We start from the raw sequence: 17,636 nt of genomic DNA, 5'->3' as shown, positions 1-17,636 counted from the left end.
GTTTGGTCGGCTCGGCGGGTCGCGGTGCGGTCGTGCTGGCCATGCCTCTGAGGTGGCGGTCGGTGGTGTGGTTGGCGGTAGTTCCTCGGGCATTCGTGCGTGCGGGTCATGCGGGCGCTGAAATTTCGTACGGACATCGGTCACCTAGGCACCCAGGCCACCGTGCGCACGACGACCGGCTTGCGTGCGCGTTCTTCACGAGTCGTCCACTGCCGTGCTAGTCGACCTCGGTAGGGAATGATCGATCTATGACTTCGGAAAGCAGATTTCGTCGGGGCGGCCGGTGGGCAGCCGTGATTCTGATTGCTTTCTTGTGCGGGACCCTCGGCGGATTAGTCGTCTTCTGGGTGAACGGTGCCTCGACGAATCCGGTTATCAGTTGGTTCGGAGACTTCCTCAAGAGTCCTGGCTTCACAGGTCTCTGCGCCGTTATCGCGGCGGGCATAGCGATCGTCGGCATCTCTCTACAGATTCATGCGAGTCGCCAGCGCGACACGGATGCGGCCTGGTGGCAGTCTTTTGAATGGGCAAGTGACCGGGGGCTCCCTCGCGACAGGTCTGAGCTGAAGCTTCCCGCTGACGCCGCGATCGACACGCTCAACGCATTGGCAACTGCGGCCCGCACCGACATCCAGAGACACGCCGTCGGAGGCGTCGTTGACGAGCTTGTTCGTACGCGTGTACCCGACGTCCTGGACTCGGTGCAATCCGACGACAAGCATGATCCGGGCGACATTCTCGCGAAGGCACCCGAAGCTCCGGGCGAGATCTCTCGCCGCGAGGAGGCCGGCGGAGCCAAGACCGACGAAGAGGTTAGTGGTTCGTCTGAAGCGGACGCCAAAGCCGACGAAAACCCTGATGTCTCTGACAGCCGGGCACTGGCTCTGTGGCGTTACGCGGTCGACCAGATGGGAACCGCGGCCGAATCACGGCGCGCCGCCAAAGCGGGCTACGAAGACGAAGTGTTTCGTGCATTGAGGCACCAATTCGAGAACGTGGTGCGGACGCATGGACGCGGCCCGGGTGATCTGATGGTGGAAGTCGGAGGGCGGAATCTTGTAATCAAGACTCAATGGGCTCCAGGCCCTAAGCAAGGTTCGCTAGAACGGGGACGGCTCCATGGCGTAGACGTGGTGATAACCAACGCGCCCGCGGAGTCGGTTCCTCGATGGCTACAGCAGGTCGTGTGGAACCCGAGGCAGGGTTCATCCGCACTTCGTAGACGTCTCGAAGCCCTCCGCTAGCGCGTTGTCCAGACTGACCGCAATCGACGCGCTCAGTCCTCCCGCGTGCCGCGCGTCCAAGCACTGCGTGTGTGACGACCGACCGACCATCGATCATTGGGCCGTGAAGATCCGCCACCAACTGCGAATATCGGGCGAATGTGAGCCAGCCCGATATGCTCGCTCCCTGTGGGGTGTGGGCCAGAAAGGGATGACTGTTGACTACCAACAGCGGATGGCGTGCGGGCGCAGTGAGGGCGCCCGTCAATGACTCACTTCAGCGGCACATCGTTCAGCTTGAGAGTCGGTTCCCCGTCGCCGGACAGCATCGACGCGCACTAGCGGAACTGGGCTCGCAGATGGTCCACGCTCAGAAGTGCACGGTCAGCGGACTGGATCGATGCAGCCTCGCCCTCGTTCGATTCAGCGGTGCGATCGAGGCCGCCTTTGGTCTCACACGCGAAGTGATGTTTTTCTACTCGCCCTACCCGGATCTGCAGATTCGCGAACTTAAGGCGGCAAGAGACGCAATTCTAAAGCTTCATCGGGACGTCACGCCGGACATCATCTTCATCTCGTCTCCGGATCCGCGCGCTCGGCAGAAGCTGGACGACTGGTCCACGGGAGGATTCCTGGCCGTTCCACTTACGGGAGTAGACGCCTCCGACCCCGTAAGCCTCGTCTCGCTGTTCCGCGATTACATTTATGCGCGAGACCTCTTCTACGAATCGACCCCAGTCCGCGGTGACCGGTTCTTCGGCAGGCGGCAACTGATGCAGGCACTCCGCGACGATGTGCGAAATCAACGCGTCGCGGGACTGTTCGGGCTGCGCAAAGCAGGAAAGACCAGCGTCCTGACTCAGCTGGCCGACGACATCTCCTCCTCAAATCGCGTCGTCATTCTTCGGGATCTCGAAAGTCTGCCATCGCCGCCGACGGATCCGATCCCTAGCCTGATCAAGGATCTTCGCGCGGACATTCGGGAGGTCTTGCATAAACGAAGCTTGAGCAGCCGAGCGATCTCTTCGCTCGGGGACTCTGCCGATGCCTCCGACTTCCGACGCGCCATGCAGGGGACCTTGCGCGAGTTAGCGAAGCATGACACGTCGCTCGTGCTTCTGCTCGACGAAATTGAGTACTTGACTCCGTCAGACCGGGTGGACATCAGCGAGGGCGAGATGACCTCGGTCTCCCAGTTCCTGGGGGCGCTCCGTAGCCTTGTCCAGGAGAACGACAACTTCACCTTCATGCTCTCGGGGCTCACCAGTGCGATCGTAGAGAATGGCCGTCTGTTTGGTCGACCCAACCCGCTCTTCTCGTGGGCGAAAACGCACTTTCTGGCCCCGTTCGATCGCGACGAGGCTGACGAACTCGCGACGTCGGTCGGCGCGCGGATGGGAATCCAGATTGAGGAGGGGGCACTTCAAGCCTTCTTCGAGGCGACGGGAGGACACGCATTCCTTTATCGCAGCCTCGCATCATCCGTCGTCCAGAAACTCCCGGTGGACGTCTTTCAGCGCCGTATATCGCGCACCGATGTCCTGCTCGATCTTGATGACTGGAAACGCACCGTCGCCGGCAACATCAACGAGATGGTCAGTCACGTTCGACGCTACTATCCGATCGAATCCATCATGCTTGACCTCCTAATGGAGTCGGCGGACGATTTCGGGGACGTCGCTAGAGACCAACCGCTGGAACTGCAGCATCTCCTCAGCCTCGGTCTGGTCGAAAAGTCCGGTGCGGAGTATCAGTCTGCCACAGTGCTTAGCCTTCTATGAGCGCAATCGACGACGCCATCAACCTCCGCACAGAGCTCATTGCCCGGAGCGTAAAGCGTCACCGGCTCGTGTTTGTGCAATTGGGGTGCATGTTCGACCCTCTGCGGGACGGCATCCTCGCATCGCTTGGTGTCCCTGAGGCGTCGATTTCCGATCGGTCCTCCTGGCTCGACTTAGTCGAGGCGTCCTCAGGCATCGTCGTCGTAGACCTCGAGGGTTGCGTCGACTCAGATCTGAACGTCCTCGGTGAGGTGAGGGAGACGGTGTTCTCTTTGCTCGACAGCGAGAAGAGCGTCTGTCTGATTTCCCGCGCCCCTCGTGCCTCATACCGATCGGTCCCAGGCAGCTCTGTTTTGGAAGACGCCGCGCTGGTAGATCTCCCGCTTCTCACCAAAGAGGAAGTTCCAGACGAAGAGGCTCGGAAGCTACCGGGGTGGCCCCTACCGTCGGTGACTTTCGGCAACGAACTGTCGGCCGAAAGCCTTCGGTCGGCTCTCGCCGAACTAGGTTCGGGTGTCCTCGCCGCGCTCGATCATGCGTTGTTCGACATCGATCCCAAGAGTCTCGATGGTCTGCAATTCCTCGGCTCACGGGAACTTGAAGCACTGCGCGGGGCGGGGCTTCTTTGGATGGACGAGTCCTCGACCCCAAGACTCACGCCGTCCGTCTCGTCCAAGCTTCTCAAGGAATCCCTCGCCGAACACATCAGCGCGACGGTGGTTCCCAGCGATCAACTCCCAGTTGTCTCGAACGGCCTGTGGCACATTGAGCGCGCCATTCGGTCAGCTGTCCGCACGGCGGCCATCGAGAAGTACGGAAGCGCATGGCGCTCGAGTGCCGTAGGCGGGTTGAAGAGTGAAATCCTTCGGCGCGCACAACTTGACGGAAGTGTGGCAGCGAAGTCGATAGGCGACATCCGGGATCCGCTTGAGTGGCTCATGCTGGGAGAGCTGATCGACATCGTGCGCAGCGAAAAGTTCAACCACCTCGGCGTGGAGCCTGCCGTCTGGCGCCGATTGCAGGAGCAACTGGTGCCAATTCGGAACCGCCTCGCACACGTCAGGATGTTGAAGTCGGACGATCACGAGGTCGTCCGGATGTGGCTAAGCGTGGTGCGAGACCGGTTCAAGGGCAGTTGATCGTCTCTCCGACATGAGCCGCGCTACGCGTGTCTCTACGGGTGATGGCGATTCGTGAACCGCCCTCGGGCCGAATGCGAGGGGCAACTGGCTCCTCGCGGCGGCCGCCCGGAAGAGGATCCGTCGTGGCCTGCGCGCACGTGCCCGATGCGGTTTCGTCGGCGAGAAAGGGCTCCGCAGGCCGGGGCGACCTCTACGATGTGGCGCTGCCTGCGGCCGAGATCCGACCGGGATGCGGATCGGTACGACGAGATCGGCAGCGTACATACCGCTTCTTGGGATATCCCGCGGAAGCTCGGTCACATACGATGTGCGCGTGGCAGCTCCGGCAGAACTAAGGCGGCGTTCCTTCAAGGAGGACATCCGCGCCCTCATGCTGGCGGGAACATTTCTCGCGGCCATGGTCTGGGCCGTTTCTTGGTTGCCGCTGAGTCCTTTGCTGATACTTGGGCAGCCGTTCGACACGGCACTTCAGAATCCGTGGCTATCGTTCGCGCGAGAGGTCGGCCCGGTAACCGCGTCTGCGGTTGATCCGCTCCTTCCCACTCTTGTGACCGTCCTCGTTGCGCTCTCGATTAGTGAGATATGGCGCGTCGCTCCGGAAGAATTGCTCAGACTGGGGAGCTTGCTCGCGCTCGTCGGAATCGCATGGGCGGCGCTAGCGCTCACCTCTCTCGTAACCGCTCCAGGCGAGGCCACGGGACAGGCCATTGCAGGCAGCATCCTCGCGCTTGTGTTCGCAATCACCGCTGGTTGGATGCGTCATGTGTCCCCCGTCGGCCTAAGAAGCCAACTGGAGGGACTGAGCAAGGCCGAGGCAACGCTCGCCAATCGTCGCGACCGGTATCGGGCCCTGTTCAATATGGAGAAGCTGGAAGTCGCAAACCCGCGTCGAGCCCGCCTGCTTTGGTTTGCTCCCGTGCTCGTGACGTTGTTCTCAACACTGCCAGCATCGCTCGCTGCGTCATCCCCGGAGTTCGTTGCCCTAATCGGATCTACGACGCTGGGCGTGTTCGCAATCGCTTTGTACGGATTGGGAACAGCCGTGAAAGACCCCGTGCGGGGGGATGACACGTCGGCAAGATTCGCTCGAACGAGCGCGGGCCTTGTGAGCGCGTTGTTGACAGTCACGACTGTGCTGTTGGCAATAGTCAACATGGCAGGGGTCGCCTGGTACTGGGCGATTCTGTCGGCCTCCGGCGCGTGGACCGTGGTCTCGTGGCGTTGGGCGATGTCGCCGTACGTCCGCACCTTTCTCATGGCGAATCGAACCGCAAACGCTGCACGACTCCGTCGCGTCATCGAGACTCGGGCAGAGGTGGAGGCGCAACTTGCGCGAGTCAACGGTGTTTCACCGGACCGCGGACGACTGACGCGAGCGCTGCGAGAATTCATCCGATAGCCCGGTGCTGCGAAGGGGCTGTCTCGTTACCGATACGTACGCCGACGGGTACCCGGGCTTGCAGACAGCCTGCCCGCCGGCTGATGCTTCGACCGGGAGCTCGCCGCATCATCCCAAGAGCCAGTTCAGCGTCCGTGACCGCTCCGGCGCCCGGTCGGGAATCGGTGTTGACACCCACCCAGGCGCGTCGCTCCGCATGCGGGCAGTCGACCTGCCAAAGTCGAACCAGCATCGACGGGTCGGCCGAGTAGCTTGAGGCTGCCGCACTTGTAGCAAACGTCTGGGGAACGCGATGAGACTTGGCCGATTCAAGGTCGTTTTCATGCTCGTGGTAACGGTTGTCTTGTTTGCATTCGGTTCGATACTCGTTGCTGGCCTCAGCCGAGAGCACGTCCCGCAACTCGACATCGGGTCATTGTCACTCGTTGTCTTGGCGTCAGGCGTGATCGCTTGCGCGGCGATTGAAAGCATCCGGCGCGTCTTCCCGGTAAGGGGAGCGTTCCAGCACGCTGCGGTGACTGCCTGGCTCGAACGACTGATGCGCGACGGCCGAGCACGCAAGACGGATGAGACGGGGAAGGCTGAAGCCAAACATTACTTGCCGAAACGGGCCACCGAGCAGCTGTATGAAGCTCTCGGTTTCATCGAACCGGCGGCTCCGGGGTGGCACCGGTGGCCATTTTTCGGGACGCTGGAACGCTGGAGTCGCGACTTCGAGCACCGGAGCGCGGTGAGCGAGTTGTTCGACGCCCCTATCGAGCAATTGACCGCCCAGTTGGCTCAGGCAGCTGAGCGCGCGTTGGCCAACGCGCAGTCGTTTCCCGATCTCGCCGCTGCACTTGTTGGGGACGCCGCGGACCAGCAGCGTCGCGGATCGACCGTAAGACGGGACACAGGAGTAGCGGTAGATATCGACCTCGTGCAGCAGCGTCTTGATTTGCTGCAGATCGTGACCGCTCGTCGCTGGCGCAAAGCCCTTACCGTGTCATCGCTACTGATTGCTGGCTTCGTGGGCTGGATCATCGCGGTGTTTGTGAGTCCGGGCGCGACGGTGCTCGTCGCGGGCATCGCTCTCGTTGGCGGCGGATTTGTTTCTTGGGTTGTTCGGGATCTGTCAGCCGGCATCGCGCGGTGGAGAGATCGCTGATGGCCCGAACTTCCACCCTGAGTCTTCGTGAACCAGGTGCACCGGGCGATGTCTCCTGGGAGCCGACGCGGCTACCGAGTCCTTCGCGACAGCGACGCGTCGTGCTCCTGGTGCACGGGTTCAATACCGGAGTCACCGACGCGAACGCTGCCTACGACGGATTCATCGCAAACGTTCGATCTATGGCCCGAGGCCGTCGGCTTCCAGCAGACCTTGGATTCGTTCGAGTCCATTGGCCTGGCGACCACCCGGGTCGGATGATCTCTAAGGCGACCTACAGCGTCAGAGTTCCCATTGCCACGATGACTGGCGACGCTCTCGCCGTCGTTGTCTCCCGTATGCAAGCCACAGAGGTGAGCGTCGTCGCGCATTCGCTTGGATCGCGGGTTGCCCTGCGGTTCCTTGCCGCGCGCCGCCTGCACGGGCGCGGGTCAAGTCGAAAGGTTGCCTTCGCGCTTCTGATGGCGGCTGCCGTCCCAGTCGACGCGTGCGAGGCCCCTGGCGAGTTCGGGGTGCGAAGGGCAACCGCTGAGCGAGAAGTCGCGCTCTACTCGTCGAGAGACCGGGTGCTGAAGCGGTTTTTCCCGGTCGGCGAATACTTGGTAGGCCATCGGGGGGCGAGAGCGGTCGGCCTCACAGGTGAACCAGCGAACAGGTGGGAAAGCGGCACTAGCCGGGACCTCGGTTTGGACCATGGGGACTATTGGGCATCGAGCGAATCCGCGGCTGCCCTCGTCGATCTGCTCAAGGTCGGAGAGACCCGTTCCTTGGCGCGTCGAATCCCACATCGCAGGGATGCCGCGGGCATCGGCCGTCAGCTGCCCTTTTCGGTCCTACCGAAGCGAAAGCCACCTCAGCGGCGAGCGTCCCTGGAATAGACCAGCCGCTCATCGCCGACAGACGACTGAGCAGCGAACGCGACGCGCGACGCGGATCGGTGATAGGGCAGCCGACCACGTCCTGAATCCAATGGACGGCTTCGCGGTGACTTTGCATACATCGTTGCCGAGCGCTCAACGCGGGAGCATCGCTAAAGAACACCCAAGAATTTGCTGCCGCAATGGCGGCGCCCCGGACGTGCGGTCCTCATAGGCCAGGATGGGAGAGTTCGCGGCGTCGATGCCGCGTGAGTTCGTTACTGCAGTAGGAGTACCCACCCGTGGTGAACCACGTCAACTTCATCTGGAACATCGCCGAGTCTCTGCGTGGCCCGTTCAAGCCCTCTGAGTACGGGTCGGTCGTTCTGCCGTTCACGGTGCTCCGACGCCTCGACGCCGTCCTCGCCGACACGAAGGCCGAGGTGCTGAAGGTCGCCCCGACCGTCGCGACGGCACCGGAGATGCTGCAGACGATCAAGCTGACCGAGGCGTCGGGTCACCAGTTCTACAACACGTCCCCGTTCGACTTCGCCAAGCTCGTCGCCGACCCGGCCGACCTCCGCGCGAACCTCTCCTCCTACTTGGCCGAGTTCTCCCCGAACGTGCGGGACATCTTTGAACGGTTCGAGTTCGACAAGACCCTGAACAAGCTGGCGGAGAAGAACAAGCTGTTCGCGGTGACGGAGAAGTTCGCGCAGGCGGACTTCCACCCCCGCGCGGTGAGCAACATCCAAATGGGGCTCGTGTTCGAGGAGCTGATCCGGTTCGCGAACGAGAAGTCGAACGAGACCGCCGGGGACCACTACACCCCGCGTGAGGTCATCAAGCTTATGGTCGAGCTGCTGTTCGCGCTCGACGACGACGCCCTGTCGAAGTCGGGCGTGGTGCGGTCCATCTACGACCCGACTGCCGGCACCGGCGGAATGCTCTCCGTCGCCGACGAGTACCTCCGCACCCTCAACCCGGGCATCCAACTCAGCTTGTATGGGCAGGATTACAACGACGCGTCATACGCGATCTGCAAGGCCGACATGGTCATCAAGGGTCAGGATGTCGACAACATCGCCCTCGGCGACACTCTCACCGAGGACCACTTCGACGACAAGAAGTTCGACTACGGCCTGTCCAACCCGCCCTTCGGGGTCGACTGGAAAGACCAGCGCACCTACGTCGACGACGAGCACAGCAAGCTCGGGTTCAACGGCCGGTTCGGCCCCGGCACCCCCTCCGTCAGCGACGGCGCGATGCTGTTCCTGTTGCACCTGGTGTCGAAGATGCGTAAGCCCGAAGACGGCGGCTCCCGCATGGCGATTGTCCTCAACGGGTCCCCGCTGTTCTCCGGCGGCGCCGGCGGCGGTGAGTCGAACATCCGCAAGTGGCTGCTCGACAACGACCTCGTCGAGGCGATCATCGGGCTGCCGAAGGACATGTTCTACAACACCGGCATCTCGACGTACATCTGGGTCCTCACCAACCGCAAAGATCAGAACCGCAAGGGCCGGGTGCAACTCATCGACGGTCGCGAGATGTTCACCAAGCTTCGCAAGGGCCTCGGCTCCAAGCGCAACGAACTCTCCCCGAAGAACATCGAGAGCATCGTCGGCATGTACGCCGGATTCGAGGACGGCGAGCACTCGAAGATCTTCCGCAACGAAGACTTCCTCTACCGAACCATCACCGTCGAACGCCCCCTCAAACTCAACTGGCACGCCACCCCCGAACGCATCGACACCGTCTTCGAAGCCAAAGCCATCCGGAAGCTGAACGAGACGGATGCCGCCTCCCTCCGCGCAACCCTCGACCGGCTCGGCACCGACACGGTGTGGAAGAACCGGTCCGAGTTCCAGAAGGTGCTGAAGGATGCCGCGAAAGCCGAAGGCCTCACCCTCCCCGCAGCGCTCCTGAAAACCGTGACGACCGAGCTCGGCGAGCAGGACGACACCGCCGACACCTGCACCGATGCCAAGGGCAACCCGGAGGCGGATGCGTCGCTCCGAGACACCGAGAACGTGCCCTGGGCCGAGGATGTCGACGCCTACGTCGCCCGCGAAGTCCTCCCGTACGCACGCGACGCGTGGGTCGACCACGCCAAGACCAAGGACGGCGCGGAGATCCCCTTCACCCGCCACTTCTACCAGTACGTCCCACCGCGCCCGCTCGAAGAGATCGACCGCGACCTCGATGCCGTCATGGACCAACTCCGCGCAATGCTCGTCGAGGTCGAGCGGTGACTCGTTTTGGAGCGCTCGTTGAGCGCGTGGATAAGAGAATCCCAGGATCGAGGCTTCCGCTCCTCTCCGTGTCGCAAACTCGCGGGGTGATCAGGCGAAGCGAATTGACCGACACGCCAGGCCGTGCTGAGTCGTTAGACAATTACAAGACTTGTCGAGCCGGCGACATCGTGTTCAACAAAATGAGCATCAGGGCCGGTGCGATGGGAGTGGCCCAGGAAGCTGGGCTTGTGACCTACCACTACGAGGTCATGCGCCCACGCACCGGAGTAGACCCGCGTTACGTGGTCTACCTCATGAAGTCAGAGCCGTTCGCGGCCGAGATGATCAAGCGGGAGCGGGGAATCGCGGCCGGAGATGACAGCGGTGCAGTCAGGACCACTGAAGTTCCGTTTCGAGTACTGCGAACAATCGATACCTACGTCCCGTCCGCCGGTGAGCAGCGGGCGATTGCGGACTATCTGGATCGGGAGACGGCGCAGATCGACGCGTTCATCTCGAAGAACGAGGAACTCATCGCCCTCCTCACCGAACGCCGCGCATCGTCGATCGTTGATCTAGTTGGCAACCACGAGACCATTCCCCTCAAGCGACTGGTTTCTCCAAAGCGACCGCTGACCTACGGGATCCTGCAATGTGGGGAACCGGTCGAGACCGGCATCCCCTACATCGGTCCCTCAGATCTACCTGGCGAGGGTGCCTCACCTGCGCTCGAGTCGCTTCGACGCACGACTCCCGAGATCGCCGCCGCATACGGACGATCCGTACTCGCGGGCGGAGATATCGTCGTTTCGATCGGACCCGCCTTTGGCCGAGTGGGTCTCCTGTCTGACGATCTATCCGGCGCGAACCTCACCCAAGACACAGTCCGCGTGGCGACGATGCCCGCAAAGATCAACGCACGGTACCTGGTCTGGGTCCTTAGCTCGCGAATCGCGGACGATTTCTGGGACTACGAGATCCTTGGCGCTACGTTTCGCAGGCTCAACCTGGGGACACTCGGGCAGACGCCTGTTCCGTACCCGTCCCTCGATGAACAGCAAAGGATCGCGGATGCAATCGCCGAGGCCGTTGCGAAGATCGACAAGGCCATCGATGTGGCGAACTGTACGGTCGAACTCGCTCGCGAGCGTCGTGCTGCGCTGATTTCGGCTGCGGTGACGGGGAAGATCGATGTGGGGGTGGCGGTGTGAGCGGTGTTGCTGGGGCGCATCTGGAGTCGGTGCTGGAGAACGAGATCGCCGAGCATCTCGCCGCCAACGGCTGGCTCTACTCGCCGACCGACCATGGGTACGACCGTGAGCTCGCCCTGTTCCCCGAGGACGTGCTCGGGTGGTTGGAGGATTCGCAGCCGACCGAGTTTGCAAAGGTGGTGCGGCCCGCCGACAGCGCTGCCCAGCGTGATGCGGCGGGTCGTAGCATCCTGATTCGTCTGGCGAAGTCGCTCGATCTTGATCCGTTGAAGAACGGTGGGACGATCCGGGTTCTGCATGAGGGTTTCTCGATGGTGCCGCTGCATGGGGGTGCGGTGAAGCTTCGGTTGGCGCAGTTCCGGCCGGCGACGACTCAGAACCCTGACACGCTTGAGGCGTACGGCAACATGCGGGTGCGCGTGATGCGGCAGGTGCATTACTCGGTGAAGCATCCGAACAAGGCGTTGGATCTGGTGCTGTTCGTTAACGGCATGCCGGTCGCGACGGTCGAGTTGAAGACGGATTTCACGCAGTCGATCGGGAATGCGGTGAACCAGTACCGGTTCGACCGGTCGCCGGCAGGTGAGCCGTTGTTCGGGTTCGCGAAGCGGTCGCTGGTGCATTTCGTGGTGTCGAACTCCGAGGTGCGGATGACGACGAAGCTCGCTGGCGCCGCGACACGATTCCTGCCATTCAACAAGGGCGCGGATGAGGGTGCCGGGAACCCGGTGAACCCGGACGGGTCGGCATCCGCGTACTTCTGGGAGGAGATCCTGCAGCGCGACACCTGGCTGCAGCTGCTGGGGTCGTTCGTGCACCTGCAGGTCGAGGTTGATGTCGACCCTGACACGGGTAAAAAGACGAAGTCCGAAAACGTGCTGTTCCCGCGGTACCACCAGTGGCGGGCTGTGACCCGGCTCGTGCAAGCGGCACGGGAGGAGGGACCGGGTAACCGGTACCTGGTGCAACATTCGGCGGGGTCGGGCAAGACGAACTCGATCTCGTGGCTCGCGCACCGCCTCTCCCAGCTTCACGATGACCAGAACCGGCGGGTGTTCGACACGGTCGTGGTGGTCACCGACCGGACAGTCCTGGACAAGCAGCTGCAGGACGCGATCGGCCAGTTCGAAAAGCAGGCCGGGGTGGTGCAGTCGATCACTAAGGATGCGGGCGAATCGAAGTCCAAGCAGCTCGCCGCCGCGCTGACCGGCGGCAAGAACATCGTGATCGTGACGATCCAGTCGTTCGAGGCGCTGATCACCGCGATCCAGACCCTGCCGGAGCTCCAGGGGCGCCGGTTCGCGGTGATCGCGGACGAGGCGCACTCGTCTCAGACCGGGTCCACTGCGGGGGCCCTGACGAAGGTGCTGTCCCCCGACGAGCAGGCCGCCGTCGCCGAGGGTGCCCCGATCGATTCGGAGGCATACCTGGAGTGGGCGATGGCGGTCACCGCATCCGCTCCCAACATTTCCTACTTCGCGTTCACCGCAACCCCGAAGGCGAAGACCCTCGAGCTGTTCGGGCGGGTGCCGGAGGGCGGCGCGGATGCGACGCCGGAGCCGTTCGATCTGTACTCGATGCAGCAGGCGATCGAGGAAGGCTTCATTCTCGACGTGCTGCAGAACTACACGCCGTACAAGGTGGCGTGGAAGCTGCAGCATCCCGATTCAGATTACGACGGCGCCGGTGAGGTCGACGAGTCGACCGCGGTGAAGGCGCTCGTGCAGTACGTCAGGTTGCATCCGACGAACATCAGCCAGAAGGCGAAGATCGTCGTCGACCACTTCCGCGCGTTCGTACAGCCGCTGCTGGACGGCAAGGCGAAGGCGATGGTCGTCACCGGGTCACGTGTCGAGGCGGTGCGGTGGAAGAAGTACCTCGACACCTATATCGCCGACGCGGGCGTGCAGGGTGTGCGGTCGCTGGTCGCGTTCTCGGGCGCGGTCGACGACCCGACCGACGTCGGGGAGGGGCTGACGGAACGGACTCAAAACCCGGGGGTGCAGTCGGATTTGGCGGAGGCGTTCAAGCCCGCCACATATAACGTGATGATCGTGGCGGAGAAGTTCCAGACCGGATTTGACCAGCCCCGCCTGGTCGCGATGTACGTCGACAAGAAGCTCGGCGGGGTCCAGGCGGTTCAGACGCTGTCTCGGTTGAACCGGACCCACCCCGGCAAGGACAAGACGTTCGTCCTCGACTTCGTCAATGAGCCGCAGGAGGTGCTCGACGCGTTCCTGCCGTACTACCGAAAGGCGACGCTGACCGCGGCGACCGACCCGAACCTGATCTACGACCTGGTTACCAAGCTCGACTCGGCTGGCATATACGAGATGTTCGAGGTCGAGCAGGCGTTCGATGCAGCCCTTGCAGGCGGAGTGAACGTGAATTCGAAGGTGTCGGCGGCGACCGCCCCAGCGGTGGATCGGTTCCAGAAGCGGTGGGTCGCAGCGGTGCTGGATGACGACAAGGGGGAGCAGGACGAGTTGCGGCTGTTCAAGGTCGATGTGGGGAACTTCGTGAAGTTCTACGACTTCATCTCCCAGGCCCGCAACCTCGAAGACACCGACCTGCCCCGCCGGCACTACTTCTTCCGCCGCGTTCTCCCGCAACTGTCGACTGCGACGATCCTTGAACCGGTCGACATCTCGGAGGTGACGCTAGTCGGGTACAAGATCAGTGCCGGCGAGGCGGTGAAGCTGAACCTTGAGCAGGGGCCTGGCCTGGATCCGATTACCGCCATCGGGTCGGGCGCAATTCACGAGAAGCACCGGTCCGCGCTCGAAGAGATCATCAACAAGCTCAACGAACGACTCGGCGACAAGTACGGCGTCGGCGTAATTGACCTCCAGATGAACCACATCGTCGGGAAGCTGGCCTTGGACGTCGAGCTCGCGAACCAGGCCGCTGTGAACAGCCCGCAGCAGTTCGCCGAGTCACCCGCGCTTCCGAAGGCCTTCACGAAAGCGCTCCTCGGGGTTCGGGACGAGACGCCCGCGTTCATTGACGACCTGTTCAACGACAGCGGGCTGTTCGCCGAGCTCGGGAAGGCACTGCCGGCGATGCTATACGACTACCTGAAGTCCAATTCGGTCGAAAGGACCGCGGGAGGGTGATTCGCCACGTGAATGTGTGGGGCGTGCATAACAACACATTGACCATCGAGCTTGTCGACGAGGGCTTCATCAGCCTTGGCTGGGATGACCTCCCTGATCTGACCCACATCGCGGCGGGGCGTGATGGGATCAAGGCTGCGCTCACTGCCATCGAACCGGATGCGAAGGTGCGATCAATTGCTGGCCAAGCCGGGGTACTCACTCGCTTTCGCGATGAGATGCGGATCGGCGATGTGGTCGTCGCACCATACAAGCCGGACTCAACGATCAACCTAGGAGTCATTGCCAGCGACTACTACTTCGAACCTTCGGCGTCAGCTCACCGTCACAGGCGACGCGTCGAGTGGAAGCGGGTCGGCCTCCCTCGAACGTTGTTCTCACAAGCAGCGCTGTATGAGATCGGCTCGGTCCTTGCCGTCTTCCGCGTGCGGCGGCACATCGACGAATTTCTCGCGGCACTCGAGAGCTCGGAAGAGTCCCTCGACGCTCTCGCCAAGACTATCGACCTGGTGGCCGACCAGACGGCGAGCGACGACGAGATCGACGAGCCTCGTGCGTCACGAATTGAACGACACACGCGTGACTTCGTCCTCGAAACACTTCACAAGCGACTGACACACCAGGACTTTGAGGAGTTCACGGCTGCGCTGCTTCGCGCCCTCGGCTATCAAGCTCGGGTCACTCAGTACTCTCAGGATGGCGGTGTCGACGTCATAGCGCACCGCGATCCACTTGGCGTGGAACCACCTCTCATCAAAGTCCAGTGCAAGCACCACACGGGCACTGTCGGCGCGCCGGACGTGCAACAACTGATCGGCACGCAAGGGCAGGGTGAGCTGCTGCTCTTCGTCACTCTTGGCGGGTACTCACGTGATGCGCTAGCGATCGAGCGCCAACGTCCCGGCCTCCGGCTGCTCTCTGGCGAAGATGTCGTCACGATGGTCCTGGAGAATTACACGGAGCTGCCCGAGTCGTGGCGGTCGGTTGTCCCGCTGACGCGAGTGCTCGTCGTAGCGGACATCGCGGAGGGATAGGAATGCGCTCCAGGATTGAGGAGCTCGCGATTCGCGCCGACGTGTTTCGTTGGCTCGACGAGCGCTTCAACCAGAACGGCGGTTACGAACTCTCTCGAGAACTACTCCAGTCGTACAGCTTTGACGGCGAGCCGATCAAGCTTCTGGACCCGGGTGGGAGAGGCATTCGGAATCCAGCCTCGTTCTCTTCCACACTGACGATCATGACCTCGGCCGGCAGGCGCAATCCTTACGCGGATAGCGAGAGCGTCGATGGATGGGTGACCTATCACTACCGGGTGGGGGAGGGCGGCGACAACACCAAGCTCGCGCGTGCTGTCGTCAATCGAGACCCGATCGTCTACTTCAGGGGAGTCCGCGCCGGATTCTACGTCCCGTTTTATCCCATCGTCATCGCCGACAACGACCCGGTTGAACGGGTCGTGCGATTTCCGCTGGAGCAAGGCCTCGCGTTTCTCGGGGATCCGCTGAAGTACACGGACGACCAGCGTCGCTATGCAGAGACAATCGTGCGAACGCGACTGCATCAGCCGATCTTCCGCGCGCAGGTGCTTCACGCGTATGCGGGCTCGTGTACGGTGTGCGACCTCAAGCACTCCGAGCTGCTCGACGCAGCCCACATCGCGCCCGATGCAGACGCCGCAGGTGTCGCGCACGTGAGCAACGGCATGGCCATGTGCAAGATCCATCACGCTGCCTACGATCGATCGCTCATGGGCATCACTCCCGACTACGAGGTCCGCATTGACCAACAGCTGCTCGATGAGGTCGACGGGCCGATGCTTCGCCACGGCCTCCAGGACATGCATGGGAGGCACATCAGGCTGCCATCGAGTCGAGCGGCGCGCCCCGACCGAGATCGACTCGCGTCGAGGTACGAGCTCTTCGCGCGTCGTTAGTCAAGCTGCTTAGGCCTGATGCAGTCCTCGGCTTACCCCGACAATCAGCCTCTTCAGCGGCGGGCGCGGCGCAGTGCTCGTCGTGGAACGGCTGCTAAGCGACGCGCGCCAGCGCGGAGTCTGCAAGGAGCGAGCGGCGAGAACGGAGGCGCGACCGAGCGCTACGCTCTCGGCGTCGGGGGGATGCGCTCCTCTACCCCAACGCCAGTTGACGACGTCTTCCGACATCTATCCACATCGGTCATCGCCGGCGTTGACGGCGTCCCACACTTGGCCGATACTGACCGTCGAGCCAGCGTGAGCGGAGGTCGAGATGGGCACCATCGCCCCGTACGAAACGGCGAAGGGCCGCCGCTACCGCGTGCGCTACCGCAAGCCGGATGGCACCGAAACGCAGAAGCGCGGCTTCACGACGATGCGCGAGGCGAAGCTCTACCTGTCCATGGTCACCGTGTCCAAGTCGAAGGGCGAGTACATCGATCCCGTGGCATCGCGGGTGCCGGTCCGGATGTTCGCCGACAGCTGGCTCCGGTCGAAGCAGCCGCCGATGTCGAAGCCTTCGTACTACATGACGCTCGAGCGGGCGTGGAAGAACCACGTCGCTCCAGTCTGGGCAGACAGGGAGATCTGGTCGATCCGGCGGTCTGAAGTTCAGGACTGGGTGTCAGAGCTCGCGACGCAGAAGTCGCGCACGGTCGTGCTTCGCGCGCTGGGAGTCCTCGCCGGCATCCTCGATGTCGCCATCGATGATCGTCGCCTTGCGAATAATCCGGCGCGACACATCCGCAATCTCCCGCGGAGCGGACCAGGCAAGCGCCGCGTCTATCTCTCGCACGACCAGGTGGCGACGCTGGCGGCATGCTCGGCGTATCCGACGATGGTCCTGACCTTGGCCTACACCGGCCTCCGCTGGGGTGAGGCGACGGGGCTGCGCGTGCGGAGTGTTAATCGACTGCGTCGACGCTTCGTGATCGAGGAGAACGCGGTCATGATCGCCTACGAGATCCACGTCGGCACGCCGAAGACGCACGAGAAGCGCTCGGTGCCCTACCCCGAGCGCCTCGCCCCGATGATCGAACAGGCCTGCGCCGGCAAGGGCCCGGAAGGACTGCTCTTCGGGGACGGCGTCAACCACATGCGCAACTCAGGCGCACAGGGATGGTTTGCGAACGCGGTCCGCCGCGCGCAGGCTGTGGACCCATCGATCCCGCGGCTGACGCCTCACGACCTCCGCCACACTGCCGCATCGCTCGCGATCAGCTCCGGCGCCAACGTGAAGGCCGTGCAGCGGATGCTGGGGCACGCGTCGGCGGCCATGACGCTTGACACCTACGCCGACCTCTTCGACGACGATCTGGATGCCGTCGCATCGCGCCTCAACGACGCAATGCCGCTCGTGGCGCTGCCCGCGGGTCCGCAGACCCGCTACGCCCGACCGCAGTAGCCGCAGAGCAGATTGCTCAGTTTTTCGACGAGGCTCGAGACGCCCGAAACGCTCGATTTCGTCGTTCCGCGACGTCCAACGGAGCGCGCTGAAGAGGCTTGTCGGCCTCGTCCGAGGGGTCTCGAGATTTTCAGAATGCGGCCAAAATG

12 protein-coding genes are annotated in these 17,636 nt (G+C 62.8%); all 12 read left to right on the top strand.

The window, feature by feature from the left end; translation table 11 throughout:
* Positions 1-248: 248 nt before the first annotated feature.
* The 12 genes from ACWGUG_RS14025 (at position 249) to ACWGUG_RS13970 (ending at position 17,487) form a co-directional block, all read left to right on the top strand.
* A complete protein-coding gene (locus ACWGUG_RS14025; RefSeq protein ID WP_452325041.1) occupies positions 249-1,244 on the top strand; it encodes a hypothetical protein in 996 nt (331 codons plus the stop codon).
* 197 nt (positions 1,245-1,441) lie between these two features.
* Positions 1,442-3,004: an ATP-binding protein gene (locus tag ACWGUG_RS14020; RefSeq protein WP_452325040.1), complete on the top strand. Its 1,563-nt coding sequence runs from the start codon at positions 1,442-1,444 to the stop codon at positions 3,002-3,004.
* The gene (locus ACWGUG_RS14015) at positions 3,001-4,143 is read left to right on the top strand and encodes a hypothetical protein (protein ID WP_452325039.1); all 1,143 of its coding nucleotides are present in this window, start codon (positions 3,001-3,003) and stop codon (positions 4,141-4,143) included. The genes ACWGUG_RS14020 and ACWGUG_RS14015 overlap by 4 nt, the downstream gene beginning before the upstream one ends.
* A gap of 316 nt (positions 4,144-4,459) precedes the next feature.
* Positions 4,460-5,545 (top strand): hypothetical protein, encoded by a 1,086-nt coding sequence (locus ACWGUG_RS14010; RefSeq protein WP_452325038.1) that lies wholly within the window; start codon positions 4,460-4,462, stop codon positions 5,543-5,545.
* 322 nt (positions 5,546-5,867) lie between these two features.
* The gene (locus ACWGUG_RS14005) at positions 5,868-6,692 is read left to right on the top strand and encodes a hypothetical protein (protein WP_452325037.1); all 825 of its coding nucleotides are present in this window, start codon (positions 5,868-5,870) and stop codon (positions 6,690-6,692) included.
* Positions 6,692-7,570: an alpha/beta hydrolase gene (locus ACWGUG_RS14000; RefSeq protein ID WP_452325036.1), complete on the top strand. Its 879-nt coding sequence runs from the start codon at positions 6,692-6,694 to the stop codon at positions 7,568-7,570. The genes ACWGUG_RS14005 and ACWGUG_RS14000 overlap by 1 nt, the downstream gene beginning before the upstream one ends.
* Before the next feature lie 281 nt (positions 7,571-7,851).
* Entirely contained in the window at positions 7,852-9,801 is a 1,950-nt protein-coding gene (locus ACWGUG_RS13995; protein WP_452325035.1) for a type I restriction-modification system subunit M, read from the top strand.
* An 86-nt stretch (positions 9,802-9,887) separates the two neighbouring features.
* On the top strand, positions 9,888-10,994 hold the full coding sequence (locus ACWGUG_RS13990) for a restriction endonuclease subunit S (RefSeq protein WP_452325034.1): 1,107 nt from the start codon (positions 9,888-9,890) through the stop codon (positions 10,992-10,994).
* Complete coding sequence (locus ACWGUG_RS13985) at positions 10,991-14,110, top strand: type I restriction endonuclease subunit R (protein ID WP_452325033.1); 3,120 nt, start codon at positions 10,991-10,993, stop codon at positions 14,108-14,110. Before ACWGUG_RS13990 ends, ACWGUG_RS13985 begins: the two co-directional genes overlap by 4 nt.
* On the top strand, positions 14,107-15,144 hold the full coding sequence (locus ACWGUG_RS13980) for a restriction endonuclease (RefSeq protein WP_452325032.1): 1,038 nt from the start codon (positions 14,107-14,109) through the stop codon (positions 15,142-15,144). The genes ACWGUG_RS13985 and ACWGUG_RS13980 overlap by 4 nt, the downstream gene beginning before the upstream one ends.
* A gap of 2 nt (positions 15,145-15,146) precedes the next feature.
* Positions 15,147-16,043: an HNH endonuclease gene (locus tag ACWGUG_RS13975; protein ID WP_452325031.1), complete on the top strand. Its 897-nt coding sequence runs from the start codon at positions 15,147-15,149 to the stop codon at positions 16,041-16,043.
* Positions 16,044-16,356: 313 nt separating this feature from the next.
* On the top strand, positions 16,357-17,487 hold the full coding sequence (locus ACWGUG_RS13970; RefSeq protein WP_452325030.1) for a tyrosine-type recombinase/integrase: 1,131 nt from the start codon (positions 16,357-16,359) through the stop codon (positions 17,485-17,487).
* Positions 17,488-17,636 lie beyond the last annotated feature (149 nt).

The sequence above is a fragment of the Microbacterium sp. NPDC055455 genome (assembly GCF_053619935.1).
Note: the sequence above shows the minus strand (reverse complement) of the source record. Positions and strands in the feature narration are given on the sequence as shown.

Excerpts from the sequence above, each read along its gene's own strand:
- ACWGUG_RS14015 (WP_452325039.1), top strand. The coding sequence starts at position 3,001 with ATGAGCGCAATCGACGACGCCATCAACCTCCGCACAGAGCTCATTGCC.
- ACWGUG_RS14025 (WP_452325041.1), top strand. The coding sequence starts at position 249 with ATGACTTCGGAAAGCAGATTTCGTCGGGGCGGCCGGTGGGCAGCCGTG.
- ACWGUG_RS14005 (WP_452325037.1), top strand. The coding sequence starts at position 5,868 with ATGCTCGTGGTAACGGTTGTCTTGTTTGCATTCGGTTCGATACTCGTT.
- ACWGUG_RS13975 (WP_452325031.1), top strand. The coding sequence starts at position 15,147 with ATGCGCTCCAGGATTGAGGAGCTCGCGATTCGCGCCGACGTGTTTCGT.
- ACWGUG_RS14000 (WP_452325036.1), top strand. The coding sequence starts at position 6,692 with ATGGCCCGAACTTCCACCCTGAGTCTTCGTGAACCAGGTGCACCGGGC.
- ACWGUG_RS13970 (WP_452325030.1), top strand. The coding sequence starts at position 16,357 with ATGGGCACCATCGCCCCGTACGAAACGGCGAAGGGCCGCCGCTACCGC.